Origin of the sequence: Streptomyces sp. NBC_00667 (assembly GCF_036226825.1) — a bacterium.
GTDB lineage: Bacteria > Actinomycetota > Actinomycetes > Streptomycetales > Streptomycetaceae > Streptomyces.
This window is the reverse complement of the sequence record NZ_CP109022.1, coordinates 5,151,541-5,170,136: the sequence shown is the minus strand read 5'-3', so window position 1 is coordinate 5,170,136 and position 18,596 is coordinate 5,151,541. Positions and strand designations below refer to the sequence as shown.

Sequence of the window (18,596 nt, the reverse complement as noted above, 5' to 3'; positions counted from 1 at the left end):
TCAGATCGCCGGCCCGGCCGCGTTCGCCCGCAGGACCGCGGCCGTAGCCGCCTCCCAGCTGCCGTGGCGCCTGGTGAGTGCGGACAGCCAGCGTTCCAGGCCGAAGGCGACGCAGCTGGTGAACGCCGGGCCGCCGCCGGACGCGAGCGGGATGTCGCACCGGTCGCCGAAGAAGTTGCGGTGGGTGTTGACCGAGGCGATCGCGAGGTCCTCGTACAGGAACTCGTGCTTGACGGGGGTCAGCCGCTGGAGGACCGCCTTGGAGCTGTCCTTGTCGAAGAAGGGGTCACAGGCGGCCTCCTTGCGCAGCGGCACGTCCAGGGCCTCCGCGAAGGAGGTGATCCGCCCGGTGAAGGACGCGAGGTGTGCCTCGGCGTGTTCGCGGGTGCCGATGGCGACGATCTCACGCATCCGGAAGCCCAGTTGGCGGCGGAGCCCTTCGTAGTGCTCCTCCTTGCGGAAGCACCATCCGACCACGGTGACGAGTTCGTCGTCGGCGGCCTCGCGGCCCTGGTGGTCGATGTACACGGCGTAGCACGACGCCGAGGGGAGGCCGAGCGCGGCCGGCTGCAACGCGTCGCACGGGAAGCAGCCGGTGTCGGTACAGAACTCGCTGGTCGCTCTGGCGTCCAGGTTCAGGGGGGCCGCGACGACGGCCTGGTGGGGGAAGTTGTCGTAGTAGTCGAGCCGCGCCAGATCGGCGGCCGGCAGCAGCGGGGGCATGGTCATCGGGCGGGCACCGGCCCGGACGCCCCAGCTCTCGAAGGTGTCGTCGAGGAGCCGCAGCAGGGCGGTTCCCTCGGGGCCGAGGGACGGCAGGCCCTGGGTCGGGGCGGGGGTCGCGGTGGTCGTGACGGTCATGGTGGGGTCACCTCTCGGACGGCGAAGGGCCGTTCAGACGACGGGCAGCACGTCGTCGGTGAAGATCCCGGTCTTCAGGAAGAAGCCGAGGGGCTTGCGGATGGTCTTGCGCTCGAAGGGGCGGCGCCGCTCGTCGGCGACCAGTGCGTTGCGCAGGGCCAACGGGTCGGCGATCCCGGCGTCGCGGTAGACGTGGGGGTTGTAGAGGGAGTTGACGCTGTAGACCACGTAGCGCTTGAGGTAGGCCTCCACCTCGGCGAGCCGTGCGGCGGAGACGCTGTCGCGCATCCGGTGGAAGAGCAGGGACACGAGTTCGCGGCCGAAGGCGATGTGCCGGGACTCGTCCTGGTGGTGGATGCGGTTGACCTCGCGGATGGTGTGGCACAGCGAATCGTCCTGTGCCATACGGGTGTTGTAGTGGTCCACGAGCTCTTCGAAGAACAGGATCCGGGCGAAGACCAGGAAGTTCTCCACCTCCGGCTCCCAGGCGGAGTCGGCGCGCATGGCGGTGGATCCGTAGATCTTGTCGCCGTAGCGTCGGCAGAACTCGGCGAAGAACCACATGTGTTCGTTCTCTTCGCCGATGAAGTGGTGGAAGAAGTCGGACGGGACCTCGAAGCCGGGCATGTGGATCCGGCCGACCACCTCGATGAGCAGTTCGCGGATGCCGTGGACGTTGAGGCTGTAGAAGTTGATGCTCTCCCACTTGGACAGGCGGCGGATGGTCTCCTCGCCGAGCTCCTCGTAGAAGGGGGTGCCGTAGACCGTGAGCAGTTCGGGGGTCATCCACATCCGGCCTTCTTCGAGCTTCTCGGGCCAGTCGAACTGCTGGTAGGGGTTGTAGTACTCCTCGATGGAGCGGGAGCTGAGCCGGTCCAGGACTTCCAGGAACCGGTCGGTGACGGGCAGGGGGGCGCTGACGCCCATGGTGACTCCTCGGTGTGGTGGTGGGCGCCCGGGCCGCGTTCCGGTGCCTCGGGTCTCGGGGCGCAGGGCCTCCCGGCCTCGGGGCGTCAGGGCCCCAGGGCGTCAGGGCCTCAGGGCCGGACTTCGTAGACGGCGTTGACCGGGGTCTCGGTCGCGCGGCGCCAGCGGGTGAAGCCGGCCTCCTCGGCGATGGCGCGGAAGGCCTGCTCACCGGAGTGGTTGCCGAGGGCGTGGGGTCCGCGCTGGGCGACGGCCACGGGCAGGCACATCACGGCGGACAGCGCCATGAACATGCGGGCGGCGGGGGTCTGGGTATCGATGTCCGCGGGCGAGACGTTGGACTCGACCAGCATCCAGGTGCCCTCGGCGTCCAGCGACTTGTGCACGTGCTGGGCGGCGGCGACGGGGTCGCCCATGTCGTGCAGGGCGTTGAAGAAGGTCACCAGGTCGTAGCCGCTGCCGGGGTAGTCGTCGGCGGAGGCGACCTCGAAGACGACGCGGTCGCCCAGCCCGGCCTCGTCGGCGAGCTGACGGGCGAGCGCGATGGCCTCTTCGGAGTAGTCGAAGCCGTGCACGGTGGCCCCGGGGAAGGCCTTGGCGATCAGCAGCGTGGTGTGGCCGACTCCGCAGCCGACGTCGGCGACGGTGCCGCCCGCGGCCAGCTTGGCGGTGACCCCCTCCAGCGCCGGGAGCCAGTCGGGGACGAGCCGGTGCTCGTAGGCGGGCTGGAAGAAGCTGCCCATGCCGGTGTCGAGGGCGGGGTCGTGTTCCGCCCAGCCGACTCCGTCGCCGGTGCGGTACGCGTCCACGAGCAGGTCCTCGGTGGCGTAGAGCGCCTTGAGGGCGGTGAAGAACCCGGCGGCGAAGGTGACGGCTCCCGGGTCGGCCAGTACGGGGACGTGGGCGGCCGGCAGGGCGTACGTGCCGGCGTCCGCGTCGCGTTCGACGTACCCGGCGCTGAGCTGGGCGTGCAGCCACTCCTCGGCGTAGCGGGGGCTGATCCCGGTGCGTCCGGCGAGCGCGGCCGGGGTCAGCGGGCCGGTCTCGGCGAGCGCGCGGTAGAGGCCGAGGCGCTCGCCGAGGGCGACGGTCAGGCCGCGCACGGCGGCCCCGGCGTCGCTGATGACGCGCTGGTGGAACTCGTCGGTGGTGCTCATGCCGCTCTCACCCCGGTGGTCGGAAGGTCACAGGTGAACAGGAAGGAACGGGGGATCCGCGGGACGCTGCGCGCGGGCACCGGGTAGGGCCAGCGGCCGAAGTCGGCGCCCGGCTCACCGGGCTGGCGCACTTCGCGCACGGCCCAGCCGCAGTCGGCCAGCAGCTGCTCGGGGGTCTCGGTGCCGAACAGCCACGGGTTCCCGTCCTCGGCGAGGCAGTTGAGGAAGGGGCGGGAGAGCGGGTTCTCCAGCGCGGACTTGCTGATGACGTCGCCCAGCAGGACCGAGCCGGGCGCCGACTGCGTGCCGAGCGTGGAGATCAGGTTCCGTACGGCGGGCTCCGGCAGGAAGAAGAGCAGTCCCTCGACCACCCACAGCACCGGCTCGTCGCTGTGCCAGCCGGCCTCCTTGAGGGGGCCGGTCCAGTCCTGGGTGAGGTCGACCGGGACGGTGACGCGGGTGCGCCCGGCCGGATCGGGCTCGTCCGCCAGCATCTGCGCCTTGGCTTCCAGCAGGGCGGGGCGGTCGAGTTCGTAGACGGTGACGCCGTCGGGCCACGGCAGGCGGTAGAAGCGGGTGTCCATGCCGGCGGCGAGGAAGACGACCTGGCGGATGCCGCCTTCCTCGACGGCCGAGACGATGGCCCGGTCGAGGTACGTGGTGCGGATGGCGAGGAACGGCACGGTGCCGGCCCCCGCGTAGCGCTCCAGGAGTTCGAAGCCGATCGTGTCGGCGACGGTGCGCGCGTGGGGATCGGCGAACAGCCGGTCCTCGCGGTCGGTCTCCAGGGCCCGCGCTGCGGCGGTCCACTGGGCGGTGCGGGATACGGCCTCCACTGGAGGTCTCCCTTCACATGGGGTAGGGGGTTTCAGACGGCGGAGCGGGCCCGTACGACCGGGTCCTGCGCGGCTGCGGGGTCGGCGCCGCGGTCGGCGGGCCGGCGCCGGAAGATGCTGTGCAGGACCATGCTGAAGACGACGGTCCCGTCGCGGTCCACGAGCGTGCAGCGGGGCTGCACGACGCCGGTGCCCGGATTGAACGGGGAGGGGCGCGAGCCGAGGATCTCCACGCGGGCGGTGAGCACGTCACCGGGGCGCACCGGCCGCAGGTAGCGGACTTCGTCCACGCCGGGGGATCCGGTACAGGCGCTGTAGGCGAGCAGTCCGTCGACGTAGCGGCGCATGAACATCGAGGCGGTGTGCCAGCCGCTGGCGATCAGTCCACCGAACGGCGATTCGGCCGCGAGCGCCGGGTCCGTGTGGAAGGGCTGCGGGTCGAAGCGCCGCCCGAAATCCAGCACCTCCTCGGCGGTGACGGTGACGGTGCCCAGCTCGTGGACGTCACCGGTCCGGAAGTCCTCGAAGTAGCGCATCACACGGCCCCTTTGGCGGAGAGGAGTTTCTCTGGCGTGAACCAATCTACGAATCGCCCATTTATTTTGTCAACCCAAAAGAAGCGAATCAGGTTCCGGCCAGCGCCTGTTCGACGTCCTGCCACAGGTCATCGGGGTCCTCGATGCCGACCGACATCCGCACCAGCCCCGGACCGATACCGGCACGCTCCAACGCCCGTTCGTCCAGCTCACGGTGGGAGGTGCTGGCGGGATGTGTCACCAGCGTCTCCACACCCCCCAGGGAGAGCGCCAGCCGCGCCAGCCGGACGCCCTCGACGAACACCCGTCCGGCCTCCCGGCCTCCGGCGAGCTCGAAGGAGAGCAGCCCGCCGCCGCCCGAGAGCACCTTGCGCGCCACGGCGTACGAAGGCCCTCCGGGGAGCCAGGGCCAGTGGACGGCGGTGACGGCCGGATGGGCTTCCAGCCGGGTGGCCAACAGGCCGGCGTTGGCGCAGTGCTCGCGCATGCGCAGGGGCAGGGTGACGATTCCGCGCAGGGTCAGCCAGGCCGCGAACGGGTCCGCGGCGGCACCGAGTTCGACCGTGCGCGGCCATATCCGGTGCCGGAGTGCGTCGTCGGCGAAGACGGCCGCCCCGCCGAGGACGTCGGAGTGGCCGGCCAGGTACTTGGTGGTGGAGTGCAGCACGATGTCCGCGCCGAGTTCGAGGGGCCGGCACAGGACGGGTGACGCCAGGGAGTTGTCCACCGCGCCGATCACCCCGTGGCGGCGGGCGGCGGCCAGCAGGCCGGGCAGGTCGGGGACCCGCCCGGTGGGGTTGGCGATGGTCTCCAGCAGGAGCAGCCTGGTGCGCGGGCCCACGTGCGACTCGAATTCGGCCACGTCGTCACCGCCGATGTAGCGGACCTCGACCGAGTAACGGTCGGCGAGGTCGGCCAGGGCCGCGTACGTCCCCCCGTACAGGCACCGTTGGGCGATCACCTGGTCGCCGGGGCGCAGGAGCGCGAGCAGGACTCCGCTGATGGCACCCATGCCGGAGGCGAAGGCGAGGGCGGACCGGCCGCCTTCGAGGTCGGCGAGGGTGTGCTCCAGCGCGCGGACGGTGGGGTTGCCCCGGCGGCCGTACACGTACTGCCCGTCCGGGCCGGCCATCGCCTCCGCGAGTTCGGCGGCCGAGTCGAAGGCGAAGGCGGACGACTGGACGAGGGGGACGGAGAGCGGACGGCTGCCGTTGCCCTGAGGTGCGTTGACGACGTGCACGGCGCGGGTCCGGATGTCCTTCATGACGTCTCCTCTTGATGTCTTGGGGGATGGAGGTACGGGGGGACGGGGGGATACGGAAAAGGGGCCGCCCGACGTCCGGAAGGACATCGGGCGACCCCTGGCCGAGCGCCGTTTCACACGCCGGCCGTCTCACCCTGCGGCGCGGGCGCGGCGGCGGGCGCGGCGGCGGGCTTGTCGCTCTTCATCGCGAGGAGCGTGACCAGGGCGCCCACGGCGGCGATGCCGGCGGCGCCGAGGAACGCGGCGCCGAATCCGTCGGTGAGGGCGGGCAGGTTGCCCAGTTCACCGGCGCCCTGGGTGGTGGCGAGGGCGGTCAGTGCGGCGAGGCCGAGGGCCGAGCCCACGTTGTAGGTGGTGTTGACGATGCCCGAGGCCAGACCGGCCTGCTCCTGGGGGGCGCCGGACATCGCGGCCATCATCGCGGGGATGTACGCGAGCGCCATGCCGAGTGCGGCGACGAGGGAGGCGGGCAGGACGTCGACCAGGAAGGTGCCGGTCGGCTCGACCGCGGACAGCCACACCAGCCCGGCGGCGAGGGCGAGCAGACCTCCGGCGATCAGCGGCTTCGCCCCGAACCTGGCCATGAGACGGGCGGTGATGGCCGTCATGAAGATCATCAGCAGGACGGTCATGGGCAGCAGCGCGGCCCCGGAGGCGAAGGCGCCGTAGTGCAGCACCTGCTGGAGGTAGAGGTTGAGGAAGTACCACATCGGGATCCAGGCCGCGCCGAGCAGCGTCATCGCCAGGTTGGCCGAGCCCAGACGCGGGATCCGCCAGACGCCGAGCGGCATCAGCGGCTCCCGTACGGTGCGCTGGAGCACGAAGAAGAGGGCGAGCAGGGCTGCCGCGGCGACCAGTTCGAGCACGGTGGCGGTGGCTCCCCAGCCCACTTCGGGGGCCCGGACCACGGCGAAGACGGCGAGCGCGAGACCGCCGGTGACGGCGACGGCGCCGAGCACGTCCACCGCACCGCGGCGGGCCTGGACGGCGGGCAGCAGCTTGGTGGCGGCGAGGGTCAGGACGCCGATCGGGATGTAGATGATGAACACCCAGGGCCAGCTGACCCACTGGGTGAAGACGCCGCCGAGGAAGACGCCCGCGGTACCGCCGGCCGGGGCGGCGGCGCCGTAGAGGGCCATGGCCTTGCCGAGTTCCTTCGGGTTGTGGCCGAAGAGCATCATCAGCAGGGTCATGGCGGAGGGTGCGATGAGCGCGCCGCCGACGCCCTGGACGGCGCGGCCGACGATCTCGACCCAGGCGGTCTGCGCGGCGGCGGCGAGCACGGAGCCGACGATCATGGTCGCCCAGCCGGTGGCGAAGATCCTGCGCGCCCCGAAGAGGTCGGAGAGCCGGCCGCCCAGCAGGAGCAGCCCGCCGAAGACGATGACGTAGGCGTTGAAGACCCACTGCAGCTCGCCTTGCGAGAAGCCGAGGTCCTTCTGCATCTCGGGGAGTGCGACCCCGATGATCGAGGTGTCCATGATGACCATGAACTGGGCGGTGGCGAGCACGGCAAGTGCCCACCAGCGCCGGGGATTGACGGTTGACATTGCCCTGACTCCTCTCCTACACATACCCCTAGGGGGTACCTTCGCGGAGCAACGTAGCATACCCCCTGGGGGTATGTAAGAGCGGAACCTGGGATGCGGCTCGAGCCGCGACCCGAGCCGGAGGCGCGATCATGGGGGCCATGAAGCACCCGGCACTCCCCACCACCGAGTCGGCCGTGACCGCCGTACGCGAGATCGCCGACGCGTACCGCCTGACGATGACCGTCGACCACGACATCGGCGCGGACCGGACCTCGCGCCGCTCATCGGCGGAACTCTTCAAGGCGACCGACCCCGACGGCACCCTCCCCCACGAGGCGTTCATCGACCTCCTGGGGCGCCCCGCGGTGTGGGTCCGTCTCTTCCCCGAGGAGGACGCCCTCATCACCGTCGAGGGCGTGGAGTTCCACGACATCCCCCGCGACTCCGTCCCGGCGTTCCTCCGCTCGGTCTACGGCGGCCTGGCCCACGTGACGGCCCGTTTCTTCCCGCCGGGCTACCGCCTCACCGTCCCCCTGCCGGGCGATGAGACCTACCGCGAGCGCCTGTCCACCCCCACCCTCACCCCCTGGCTCTCCTCGGTCCTGCGCCCCTGACGCTCATGCGCTGCGCACCGCCGACGGTGAGCGTCGCCGCAGCCGAGCGGCTGCTGACGGAGAACGGCAGTAACCTCGGCGGTACCGGGGGCTGCGCCGGGCCCCGGAGGAACCCAGGGAGCGCGAGGACAGGAACGTGACCGACCCCTTGCACGACCCCCTTTTCTTCCGGGACCCCTACTCCACCTACGACCGCTTGCGCAGTGCGTCGCCGGTCCAGAAGATCCCCACCGGGTCCCGCGGCCACCATGCGTACCTGGTCACCGGTCACGCGGAGGCCCGGCAGGCATTCACCGACCCCCGCCTGTCCAAAGACGCCGCCCGCTTCTTCGCCGGCCGGCCGTCCGGGCGCGACCTCCATCCGGCCGTCGCCAGGAACATGCTGGCGAGCGACCCTCCCGGGCACACCCGGCAGAGGGTGGCGGCCGCGCCGCTGTTCACCACCGGCCCCGTCGGGGGTATGCGCCCGTACATCTCCCAGGTGGTCGACCGCCTGCTGGACGGGTGGGCGCAGGGCGCCGAGGTCGACCTGGTGAAGGGGCTGGCGGTGCCCCTGCCGGTCACCGTCATCTGCCAGTTGCTCGGAGTGCCCGAGTCCGATCGCGACATGGTCTCCCGCTGGTCCAACGACCTGTTCGACGCGGATGACCCGGACATCATCGACGCCGCGTCACACGCCGTCGGCGAGTACATGACCGACCTCGTGGGGGCGGCCCGGGACACACCGGGGGCGGGCGTGCTCCCCGCGCTTTTCCAGCGCGGCGAGGCAGGGCTCCTCGACGAGGACGACGTCACGTCCCTCGCCGTCCTCCTCCTGGTGGCCGGGCACGAGACCACCACCCACTTCATCGGGAACTCGGTCCTGGCCCTGCTCCAGCACCCGTCCTCACTCGCCCGGCTGCGGCGGGACCCCGGCCTGATCGCCGGATCGCTGGACGAACTGCTGCGCTACGACTCGCCCGTGGGGATCGCCACCTTCCGGTACAGCACGGAGGCCCTCGAACTCGGCGGGGTCGAGATCCCGGCCGGCTTTCCCGTGCTCATCGCTCCCGGAGCGGCGAACCGTGACCCTCTCCCCTTCGCCGATCCGCAGCGACTCGACCTCGACCGGAACGCCGGCGGCCACCTGGCATTCGGTCACGGGATCCACCGGTGCCTCGGCGCACCCCTGGCCCGGGCGGAAGCGGAGATCGCCCTCCGGGCGCTCGTGACCCGCTTCCCCGGCTTGCGTCTGGCCGTCCCCGCGGAAGAGCTCGAATGGCGCCGCACGCGCCTGACCCGCGGCCTCAGGTCCCTGCCGGTCGTGCTCTGAGCGGCCGTCACCCGCTCCGGTGGACGGCGGCCGGCCCGGGGTGGAGCCGCCGTCACCCGCTCCCGTGGACGGCGGCCGGCCCGGGCCGGAGTCACTCCTTGCTCAGCCGTACCGTGTCGCCCGCCGCTCCGCCCGCGAGGACGTCGATGCGCACGCCGGTCGCGGGGTCGGTGAAGCTCTGTCCCGGTGCGTACGCGGCCCGGTCCAGCGGGGTGCAGCCGGCGGCAGGGGTCGTGGCCGGGTTCGCGTTCATGATCTGCACCGGGCCCTCGCCGGTCCGGGCGGCGGAGTCGACGGCGTAGATGAGGACTCCGGTGGAGCAGGCCGCCGCGTCATTGCCCTGGGCACGGCGGGACTCCGCGACGTACGCCGTCGTCCCACCGGTCCGCAGCACGGCGATCTTGGTTCCCCCGGGCCGTTCCACCGGGGTCAGCCGTACCGTTCGGCGACCGGTCGCGGGCAGACAGGCGACCTGGTCGTCGCGGGTCCACCCGAGCTTCCAGGAGTGCCAGCCGAGGTACTGCGGGGCGTGGCCGGCGATGTCCCCCATGACGTCCCAGCCGCCCACGTACCGGTGGGTGGCGCCGGTGAACGCGTACAGGTCGGGCAGCCCGAAGGTATGGGCGCTCTCGTGGGCCGCGACCTTGTGGCCCCAGTGCCACATGTCCTGTCCGAAGGTGACGGCCCACTTGAGGCGGCTGCCGTCGGCGGTGACGCCCGGCGTCGCCGGGTCGTACAGGTAGGTCGGTGAGAAGGGGATGGCCGTCGCCGTCCTGGTGGGGACGACGTAGACCATGTCGTAGCGGGAGAAGTCCGCGTAGGGGTCGGCGGCCGTGACCGCGTCGCGGAGGTACTTCTCGTGGGCCTCGAAGGTGAGCCCGCGCGCGAAACCGTAGGAGGTGGAGTCGGCGGGCATCCGGACCCAGCGCCGCAGCGGGGTGTTCTCCAGGCGCAGACGGCCGTAGCTGGCGCTGCCCATCCAGTCCGCGGCGGGCGCGAGTTGGGCGGTGTAGGGCTCGGTGGAGTCGGTGGCCGGGGCGTTGGGGAAGTCCACGTACAGCGTCAGGACGCGGCGGGTTCCGGTGGCGGGCTGGAACCGGGTCCGGTCGGTGTCGTGGCCTTCGTCCGTCCAGCCGGTCCGGCCCGGGAGGGCGCAGCCGGCGGCGGCCGGCGAGCCGGCGGCAGCAGCCGCGGTGGGGGCGGCGACCGCGGTGGGGGCGGACAGGCAGGAGACGAGGGTGACGGCCGCGGCGAGCGGCCGCAGGCGGTGGAGCGAGCTGGTCATGGCTCTCCCGTTCGGAGGCGGGTCGAAGGGACACGAGGCAGGTCACACACGGGCTGGCCGCGTCCGCGAGGGTCCTACGCACGCCCCCCGGCCAGGTCCATCAGGCGGGAGAGCACGCGACCACCGGATGCGGTGACGCCGTCGTGCTCCCATTCGTTGGTGACCCACACCCGGGTGGCGCCGACCTCGCGCGCCGTGCACAGCGAGAGCCCGGCGTCCACGTACATGTCGTCGTGGTAGACGAGTGCAGCGAGCGGGACCCGGTTGGCGGCGAGGCGGTGACGGTCGTACAGCGGTGGCCAGTCGGGGCGTTCGGCGAGCAGGTCGGCGGCGTCGGCGAAGGGGCGCAGGCCTTTGATCTCGCGGAACATCCAGGGGTAGATCATTTCTCCGGTGAGCAGGAGGGGGTCGGCGTCCTCGGCGAACTCGGGGAACGCCGCCATGGCCCTGGCCGCCGCCCAGCCGCTCGGCCCCGCGCCCTGGCCGTACAGGGTCTCCTGCATGACGGCGAAGAGCGGGTTGTCGGTGAAGCCGGTCAGCGTCATCACCTGGTGCAGGAAGGTGTCGGTCGGCCTCCCGTCCTCGTCGAGGGATTCGTCGAGGAGCCAGTGGATCCGCTCGAAGCCGTCGCCCATGCCGAGGGCGAGGCCGAGCGTGCGCAGGCGGCGCGGGGTGAGCCGGTCCCCGTCGGGCAGGCGCACATCGGTGGCGGCCAGGAGCCGGGCGATCTCGCGCAGCCGGGCGGCGTCCCCGGGGTAGCGGGCGTAGAAGTCGCGGACGCGGTCCCGTACCCGGGGGTAGGTGCGGGCGTAGACCTCGTCGGCGGTGGCCGAGAGGCCGGGCAGGCCGCCGGTCACGTAGCACGCACGCAGACCTTCGGGGGCCTGGGAGAGATACGTGAGGGTGAGGAAGCCGCCGTAGCTCTGGCCGAGGGTCTCCCACGGCTCGTCACCGCACAGCTGTCGGCGGATCAGTTCGGCGTCGGAGACGATCGAGTCGGCGCGGAAGTGGCCCAGGTGGCCGGCCAGCCGATCCGGTGAGGCGAAGCGGGAGGCCGCCCGGGCGGTGACGGGGCTGGAGCGGCCCGTTCCGCGCTGATCGAGGAGGAGGACCCGGTGGGTCTTGAGCGCCTGGGGGAGCCAGCCGGGTGAACCGGCCGACGGCCTCGGCGACTTGCCGCCAGGACCGCCCTGCAGATAGAGCAGCCAGGGTAGTTGGCGGCCCGCGTGGCGCGCATCGGCGACCTCCCGGGCGAAGATCCGGATGGTCGGGCCGTGCGGGGCCGCGTGGTCCAGGGGGACGGTGAAGACGTGGTCGACGGTGGCGTACGCAGGGTTCATGGGTCCCCTTCGCGGCCTCGTGACCGCACGGTGAGGTAGGGCGTCGCCCGACAGCTTGGCGCGACCACCGCTCGGCGTGGAGCTCCCACTTGCCCATAACCCCGCGCTATGGAGGCACGACAATTGTGGGTGCCATTTCACATAACTATGTTATCGGTCACATTCCAGCCGTCCGCGCTGCCCGACCGTTCACGGAGTGACCACTGATGAAGAAGCGCACTCTCCACGCCATAGCCACCGGCCTGGCGGCGACCGTCGCACTCGGCATGGCCGGCTGCTCCCACGGCGGCCGCTCCGGCAGCGGTCAACAGGACGAGGAGGCGAAGAACGCCGCGAAGAACCCCGCACTCGCCAACGCGGGGGCCACGGTCGGCGGCACTCCGCAGAAGGGCGGCACGCTGACCGTCCTGTCGAACCAGGACTTCACCCACCTCGACCCGGCCCGCAACTGGGTGATCGGCGACATGGACTTCGGCACCCGGTTGCTCTACCGCACGCTGGTGACGTACAAGGCGGAACCGGGCGCGAAGGGCGGAGAGCTGGCCCCCGACCTCGCCGAGGACCTCGGTGTCTCCTCCAACGGCGCCAGGACCTGGACCTTCAAGCTGAAGAAGGGCCTCACGTACGAGGACGGCACCCAGATCACCGCCCAGGACGTCAAGTACAACGTGGAGCGGTCCTTCTCCCCCGACCTGCCGGGCGGCCCCGACTACGCCGCCCGCTACCTGGCCGGCGCCGAGGGCTACCGGGGCCCCGCCCAGGGGCAGCACCTCGACTCGGTCAAGACCCCCGACGACCACACGATCGTCTTCGAACTCCGCAAACCCTTCGCGGAGTTCCCCAACGCCACCGTCCTGCCCACCTTCGCCCCCGTGCCGAAGTCCCGGGACAAGGGCCCCCAGTACGACAACCGCCCGTTCTCCTCGGGCCCCTACAAGATCGAGTCGTACGACCGGGACAAGCGGCTGGTACTGGTCCGCAACCCCCACTGGGACCCGACGACGGACACCGTGCGCAAGGCCTACCCGGACAAGCTGGTCGTGGTGATGGGGCTGAGGGCCAACCAGGTCGACGACCGGCTCATCGCCTCGGAGGGCGTGGACGCCTCCGCCGTCTCCTGGGGCAAGCTGCGCCCCGAGAGCACCCCCAAGGTGCTCACCAAGGCCGACGTCAGGGCGCGGCTGCTGGCCGAGTCCACCAACTGCACCGAGATGGTGCAGATGCACACGGGCCGCGCCCCCTTCGACGACGTCAAGGTCCGCCAGGCCCTGCTGTACGCCCTGGACCGCGAGGCGGTGCTGACCGCCTCGGGCGGGCCGGCCCTCAACGACCTTTCCACCGCCCTCATGCCCGGCTCGCTCTTCGGCGGCAAGCAGCCCGACACCCTGGGGATCCCGGCCACGGGTGACGTGGAGCGGGCCAAGCAGCTCCTGCGAGAGGCCGGCAAACCGGACGGGATCACCACCCGTATCACCGTCTCCAACGGCGACAAGGCGGTGGCCGAGGCGATCCAGCACTCCCTGGGCCGGGCGGGGATCAAGGTCACGATCGATGCCGTCGACCCGTCGGCCTTCTACGACACCATCGGTGACACCAAGAACCGCACCGACCTCGTCTACACCGGCTGGTGCCCCGACTACCCCTCCGGCTCCACCTTCCTTCCCTTCGTCTTCGACGGCCGCTACATCAAGGAGAAGGGGAACTCCGGCAATCACTCGCTCTTCCGCGACGAGGCGACGATGAAGCGGATGGACGAGATCGCCGACATGACCGACGCCGCGCAGGCCAACGCGGCTTGGCGGCAGCTGGACGGGGAGATCCTCGCCAAGGCCCCGACGACGCCCGCCGTCATCGAGCGCATGCCACTGCTGCTCGGCACCAACATCGCCGGCGCCTTCGGCCACACGTCCTTCGGCGGCCAGCTCGACTACGCCACGATCGGGCTCAAGAACCCGGCGAAGAGCGGCAACTGATGCGGCAACCGAAGCGGCAACCGAAGCGGCAACCGAAGCGGCAACGGAACAACTCTGTGTGACATTTCACATACTACTCACGGGGACATGCTCCTGTCCGAAACCCGTCACCGCTCCATAACATGCGCGACATGGAACTGGAGGTACGGCACCTGCGCGTGGTGTGCGCGATCGCCGAGGCCGGCAGCCTCACCCGGGCCGCCGCCGCGTTGTCCATGACGCAGCCGGGCCTCAGCACGCAGTTGCGCCGCATCGAGTCGATGCTCGGCGGTGTCCTGTTCGACCGGCGGCGGACCGGAGCCACGCCCACGGCCTTCGGTGAGCTGGTGCTGGCCCGGGCGCACGCCGTCCTGCCGGGCATCGACGCGCTCCTCGCCGACACCGCCCGCGCCGCCCGCCACCTGGCGTCCCCGGACCGGATCCGCGTCGGATCGGTCGGCGCTCCCCTCATCGGCCACCTCGTCCTGGCCATGCGGACGTTGCTCCCCCGGGCCGAGGTGACGTCCCGGTGCCACTACTCCCCCGTCACGCTCCTGGACGACCTCGCCGCCGGCCGCCTGGAGGCGGCGGTCCTCGGCGACCACCCGGAGCAGGTCCTGCCGCCGCGCGACGGGGTCGTCCTCACCCCCGTCGTCACCGAACCCGTCTTCGCCCTGCTGCCCGCCACCCACCCCCTGGCCGGTCAGGAGGCCGTGTCCCTGACCGAACTCGCCGATCACGACTGGGCGATGCCCCGGCCCGACGGCGACCGCACCCGCGAGTACTGGTCCTCCGTGTGCGCGCTGACCGGCCGCCGCCCCAGCGCCCCGCACGAGGCCGAGGGGCGCCAACTGCTCGAACTGGTCCGCGCGGGGCTGGCCGTCAGCCTCTGCCAGGCGACGTTCGCCGAAACCCCCGGCGTCGCCGTCCGCCCCCTGGCGGGAAACCCGCTCTGGTACCGCCACGTCCTGGCCTGGCACCGCGACGGCCCGCTGTCCTGCCACGGGGACGCCCTCCTACGCGCGGTGGCGGCCGGCTACCTGGCCACCTCCGCCGCCAGCCCGGTCTACATGGCCTGGCGCCACCGCCACCCCACCCTGTCCCAACCCCCACCCGCAGCCCCCCGGCCGGCCGCCCCTTAGGGCCCCGCCCCGCCCACGAGAAAGCCGCCTCCCCCACCACGCGTACGCCCGGTGCAGGAGACGGCTACCTCACGCGCGCCATTCCAGCGCGAAGGACATCACCCTGACGCTCATGGCACCCACCGCCAGAACGCCAGTCAGGCGCCCTTCGCGACCGGCTCCAGGATCGCCACGCACTCCACGTGGTGGGTCATCGGGAAGAGGTCGAAGACGCGGAGCGTGCGGACCTTGTAGCCGTTGTCCGCGAAGTACGCCAGGTCGCGGGCCAGGGCCGCCGGGTCGCAGGCAACGTAGGCGATGCGGCGGGCCGAGAGGGAGGCGATGTGGCGGACCGTCTGCTTGCCGGCGCCCGCGCGCGGGGGGTCGAGGACGACGAGGTCGCACTCGGTGATGCCGGTCTTCGGGAGGGCCTGGTCCACCTTGCCCTGCTCGATGCGGACCCGGGGGAAGTCCGCCAGGTTGTGCCGGGCGTCCTCCACCGCGCGCTTGCCGGACTCGATGCCCAGCACCGCGCCCGTCTCGCCGAGCCGCTCCGCGAGCGCGCCCGCGAAGATGCCGACGCCGCAGTAGAGGTCGAGCGCCATCTCGCCCTTGCGCGGCATCAGCCCCTGCATGACGGCCTTGATCAGCGTGTCGGCGGCCTGCGGGTGGACCTGCCAGAAGCCGCCCATGCCGACGCGGTAGGTGCGGCCGTCCGCGCGCTCGCGCACGAAGGGGCGGCCGTGCACCCGGTGGATCCCGCCGTCCTTCTCCTCGACGCGCAGGACCGAGACGGGCTTGTCCAGTTCGACCAGGGGCAGCCGGCCGCCGGGACGCGGGGTCAGGACGACCTGGCGGTCGCCGGAGCCGGAGGCGGCGATGGCCTCGACCGTCGCCATCTGGGGCCAGTCCTGCTGCTCGATGCCCAGCTCGCTGACGCCCTGAGCGGCGATCATGCAGTGGTCGATCGGCTCGATGTCGTGCGAGCGGTGCTTGCGCAGGCCGACGCGGCCGTCCTCGTCGATCGCGTACTGGACCCGGGTGCGCCACTGCGGCACCTGCCCGGCCGGCAGCTTGTCGCCCTCGGCCGGCATGACCGTGCCGTCCCAGCCGGCCTCCTCGGGGGTGAGCCCCGCGAGCCGCTTGAGCTGCTCGGCGACGACCTCGCCCTTGAGCCGGCGCTGGGCGCCCGGCTTGGCGTGCTGCCAGTCGCAGCCGCCGCACTTGCCCGGACCGGCGTACTTGCACGGCGCCTCGACGCGGTCCTTGGAGGCGTCCAGGACGGTGATCGCGTCGGCGCGCAGGAAGCGGGAGTCGACGTCGCCCTCCGTGACCCGGGCGATGACCTTCTCGCCGGGAAGGGTGTGCCGGACGAACAGGACGCGGCCCTCGGCGGTACGGGCGATGCAGTGGCCGCCGTGCGCGACGGGGCCGACCTCGACCTCGTACTCCTCCCCGACCAGTGACTGCTTCTCGATCTGCTCGGTCATGGTGGGGAGACTCCAAAACATAAAAGCGGGAACGGCCGGACGACCGACCCACCAGTTTACGTGGATCGCGTCCGGCCGTTCGCCACACCGGCCGCCCGGCGTCCAGGCCGCCCGGCGTCCCGGCCGCCCGGCGCCCCGGCCTCCCGACCGACCGGCGGCTACTTCCCCGCCCGGTCCTTGGGCCGCGGGGTGTCCACCGGTCCGCGGCGCACGGCACCGGGGGCGTTCCACTCCTGCCGCTTCTTCGCCCGCTTCTTCGCGAGCTCCGAGGACTCCAGCTGGTACGGCACCGAGGTCACCATGACACCGGGCGTGAACAGCAGCCGCCCCTTGAGCCGCAGCGCGCTCTGGTTGTGCAGCAGGTGTTCGTACCAGCGGCCGACGACGTACTCCGGGATGTAGACGCTGACCGCGTCGCGCGGGTTCTCGCTGCGCAGGCCCTTGACGTACTCCACCACCGGCCGGGTGATCTCGCGGTACGGGGAGTCGAGGATCTTGAGCGGCACGTTGATCCCGCGCCGCTCCCACTCCGCCTTGAGCGCCTTGGTCTCGGCCGCGTCGACGCTGATGCTGAGCGCCTCCAGGGTGTCGGAGCGGGTCAGCTTGGCGAAGGCCAGGGCGCGCAGCGTGGGCTTGTGCACCTTGGAGACCAGCACGATCGAGTGGACCCGCGAGGGCCGCACGCTGTCGTCGCTCGGCCCCTCGTCGGCGGCGATCTCGTCGGCGACGCGGTCGTAGTGCTTGCGGATGGCGGTCATGGTGCCGTAGAAGATCAGCATTCCCAGCAGGGCGACCCAGGCCCCGTGGGTGAACTTGGTGGCGAGGACCACGACCAGCACCAGGCCGGTGAAGAAGGCGCCGAAGGCGTTGATCGCGCGGGAGCGGAACATCCGGCGCCGCACGGCCTGGTCCTTCTCGGCCCTCAGGTGCCGGTTCCAGTGCCGGACCATACCGGTCTGGCTGAGGGTGAAGGAGACGAAGACGCCGACGATGTAGAGCTGGATCAGCTTGGTCGAGTCCGCGCCGTAGATCCAGATCAGCAGGACGGCGGCGCCCGCGAGCAGCACGATGCCGTTGGAGAAGGCGAGCCGGTCGCCGCGGGTGTGTAGCTGACGGGGCAGATAGCGGTCCTGGGCGAGGATCGAGCCCAGCAGCGGGAAGCCGTTGTAGGCCGTGTTGGCGGCCAGGAACAGGACGAGCGCGGTGGCGGCGGCGAGCACGATGAACAGGAAGCTGCCGTCGCCGAAGACGGCCTCGGCGACCTGGGAGATCACCGGGTTCTGCACGTACTGCGGTCCGACCGCCATGCCGTTGTGTAGCAGGTCCGTCGCGGGCTTCTCGGCCATCCTCACGTCGGTCGCCATCGCCAGGGCGATGATTCCGCAGAACATCGTCACGGCCAGCGCGCCCATCAGGGCGAGGGTGGTCGCGGCGTTCTTGCTCTTGGGCTTGCGGAACGCGGGCACGCCGTTGCTGATCGCCTCGACGCCGGTCAGTGCGGCACAGCCCGAGGAGAAGGCGCGCAGCAGCAGGAAGACCAATGCGAAACCGGCGAGTCCCTGGTGCTCCGCCTTGATCTCGAAATCGGCGGTGGGCGCCTTCATGGTCTCGTCGAGGACGAGGCCCCGCCAGGCACCCCACGCGATCATGATGAATACGCCCGCGACGAAGACATAGGTGGGAATCGCGAAGAGTCGCCCCGATTCCTTCATGCCGCGCAGATTCATCAACGTGAGGAGCAAGATCATCCCGATCGCGCAGAGCACTTTGTGCTCGACGACGAAGGGGATGGCGGAGCCGAGATTCTCCACTCCGGAGGCGATCGACACGGCGACGGTCAGGACGTAGTCGACCAGCAGCGCGCTCGCCACAGTGAGACCGGCCTTGGGCCCGAGGTTGGTGTTGGCCACCTCGTAGTCGCCGCCGCCGCTCGGGTAGGCGTGGACGTTCTGCCGGTAGGACGCGACCACGGTGAACATCAGCACCACGACCGCCAGCGCGATCCAGGGACTGTAGCGGTACGCCGACACGCCCGCGATCGACAGGACCAGCAGCACCTCGCCCGGGGCGTACGCCACCGAGGAGAGCGGGTCCGAGGCGAAAACAGGTAGGGCGATCCGCTTGGGGAGGAGCGTTTCTCCGAGGCGGTCGCTGCGGAGCGCCCGGCCGATCAGGATCCGTTTGGGCACGTCGGTCAGTTTGGACACGCCAAGGATCGTAAGCGTTCGAAAACCGGCTGACGAACCCCCCGCCCCTATCAGCGGGCAATCACGCTCCAATGAGCCCCCGCTCGCAGCCCAAATGGTCACACTGGTGACCGCCCGTGTGTAGCTTGGGCCATGGTCTGAGACCCTGTTTAGCCAGAGCAT

General features: G+C 71.2%; 15 protein-coding genes. 4 read left to right on the top strand and 11 right to left on the bottom strand.

All coding sequences use genetic code 11. The annotated features are described in order from the left end of the window. From OHA81_RS23955 to OHA81_RS23925, 7 genes are all read right to left on the bottom strand, one after another. Complete coding sequence (locus OHA81_RS23955; RefSeq protein WP_329199046.1) at positions 1-861, bottom strand: hypothetical protein; 861 nt, start codon at positions 859-861, stop codon at positions 1-3. Positions 862-894: 33 nt separating this feature from the next. Further along, the gene (locus OHA81_RS23950; protein WP_329199044.1) at positions 895-1,788 is read right to left on the bottom strand and encodes a diiron oxygenase; all 894 of its coding nucleotides are present in this window, start codon (positions 1,786-1,788) and stop codon (positions 895-897) included. 110 nt (positions 1,789-1,898) lie between these two features. Beyond that, positions 1,899-2,945 (bottom strand): class I SAM-dependent methyltransferase, encoded by a 1,047-nt coding sequence (locus OHA81_RS23945; RefSeq protein ID WP_329199042.1) that lies wholly within the window; start codon positions 2,943-2,945, stop codon positions 1,899-1,901. Further along, entirely contained in the window at positions 2,942-3,781 is an 840-nt protein-coding gene (locus OHA81_RS23940) for a class I SAM-dependent methyltransferase (RefSeq protein WP_329199040.1), read from the bottom strand. Before OHA81_RS23940 ends, OHA81_RS23945 begins: the two co-directional genes overlap by 4 nt. Before the next feature lie 32 nt (positions 3,782-3,813). Next, positions 3,814-4,317, bottom strand: a complete 504-nt coding sequence (locus OHA81_RS23935) for a MaoC family dehydratase (RefSeq protein WP_329199038.1) — start codon at positions 4,315-4,317, stop codon at positions 3,814-3,816. 88 nt (positions 4,318-4,405) lie between these two features. After that, positions 4,406-5,581 carry a trans-sulfuration enzyme family protein gene (locus tag OHA81_RS23930; protein ID WP_329199036.1) on the bottom strand — a complete coding sequence of 392 codons (1,176 nt, stop codon included), beginning with the start codon at positions 5,579-5,581 and terminating at the stop codon, positions 4,406-4,408. Between the two features lie 113 nt (positions 5,582-5,694). Then, complete coding sequence (locus OHA81_RS23925) at positions 5,695-7,131, bottom strand: MFS transporter (RefSeq protein ID WP_329199035.1); 1,437 nt, start codon at positions 7,129-7,131, stop codon at positions 5,695-5,697. Between the two features lie 140 nt (positions 7,132-7,271). Between OHA81_RS23925 and OHA81_RS23920 the strand changes: the two genes are divergently transcribed. Beyond that, positions 7,272-7,727, top strand: a complete 456-nt coding sequence (locus OHA81_RS23920; protein WP_329199033.1) for a hypothetical protein — start codon at positions 7,272-7,274, stop codon at positions 7,725-7,727. Positions 7,728-7,863: 136 nt separating this feature from the next. Beyond that, positions 7,864-9,039, top strand: coding sequence for a cytochrome P450 family protein (locus OHA81_RS23915; protein ID WP_329199031.1), 1,176 nt, complete (start codon positions 7,864-7,866; stop codon positions 9,037-9,039). A 91-nt stretch (positions 9,040-9,130) separates the two neighbouring features. Here OHA81_RS23915 and OHA81_RS23910 read toward each other — a convergent pair whose 3' ends face one another. Next, positions 9,131-10,324 carry a M6 family metalloprotease domain-containing protein gene (locus OHA81_RS23910; RefSeq protein WP_329199029.1) on the bottom strand — a complete coding sequence of 398 codons (1,194 nt, stop codon included), beginning with the start codon at positions 10,322-10,324 and terminating at the stop codon, positions 9,131-9,133. Between the two features lie 74 nt (positions 10,325-10,398). After that, on the bottom strand, positions 10,399-11,664 hold the full coding sequence (locus tag OHA81_RS23905) for an alpha/beta fold hydrolase (RefSeq protein ID WP_329199027.1): 1,266 nt from the start codon (positions 11,662-11,664) through the stop codon (positions 10,399-10,401). 206 nt (positions 11,665-11,870) lie between these two features. On the opposite strand from OHA81_RS23905, the gene OHA81_RS23900 reads away from it, so the two are divergent. Continuing rightward, positions 11,871-13,637: an ABC transporter substrate-binding protein gene (locus tag OHA81_RS23900; protein WP_329199025.1), complete on the top strand. Its 1,767-nt coding sequence runs from the start codon at positions 11,871-11,873 to the stop codon at positions 13,635-13,637. Positions 13,638-13,768: 131 nt separating this feature from the next. After that, entirely contained in the window at positions 13,769-14,758 is a 990-nt protein-coding gene (locus OHA81_RS23895) for a LysR family transcriptional regulator (RefSeq protein WP_329199023.1), read from the top strand. Between the two features lie 137 nt (positions 14,759-14,895). On the opposite strand, the gene OHA81_RS23890 is transcribed toward OHA81_RS23895, so the two are convergent. Both OHA81_RS23890 and OHA81_RS23885 read right to left on the bottom strand, forming a co-directional pair. Further along, the gene (locus tag OHA81_RS23890; protein WP_329199021.1) at positions 14,896-16,227 is read right to left on the bottom strand and encodes a class I SAM-dependent RNA methyltransferase; all 1,332 of its coding nucleotides are present in this window, start codon (positions 16,225-16,227) and stop codon (positions 14,896-14,898) included. 158 nt (positions 16,228-16,385) lie between these two features. Further along, positions 16,386-18,434 carry an APC family permease gene (locus tag OHA81_RS23885; RefSeq protein WP_329199019.1) on the bottom strand — a complete coding sequence of 683 codons (2,049 nt, stop codon included), beginning with the start codon at positions 18,432-18,434 and terminating at the stop codon, positions 16,386-16,388. Between the last annotated feature and the right edge of the window lie 162 nt (positions 18,435-18,596).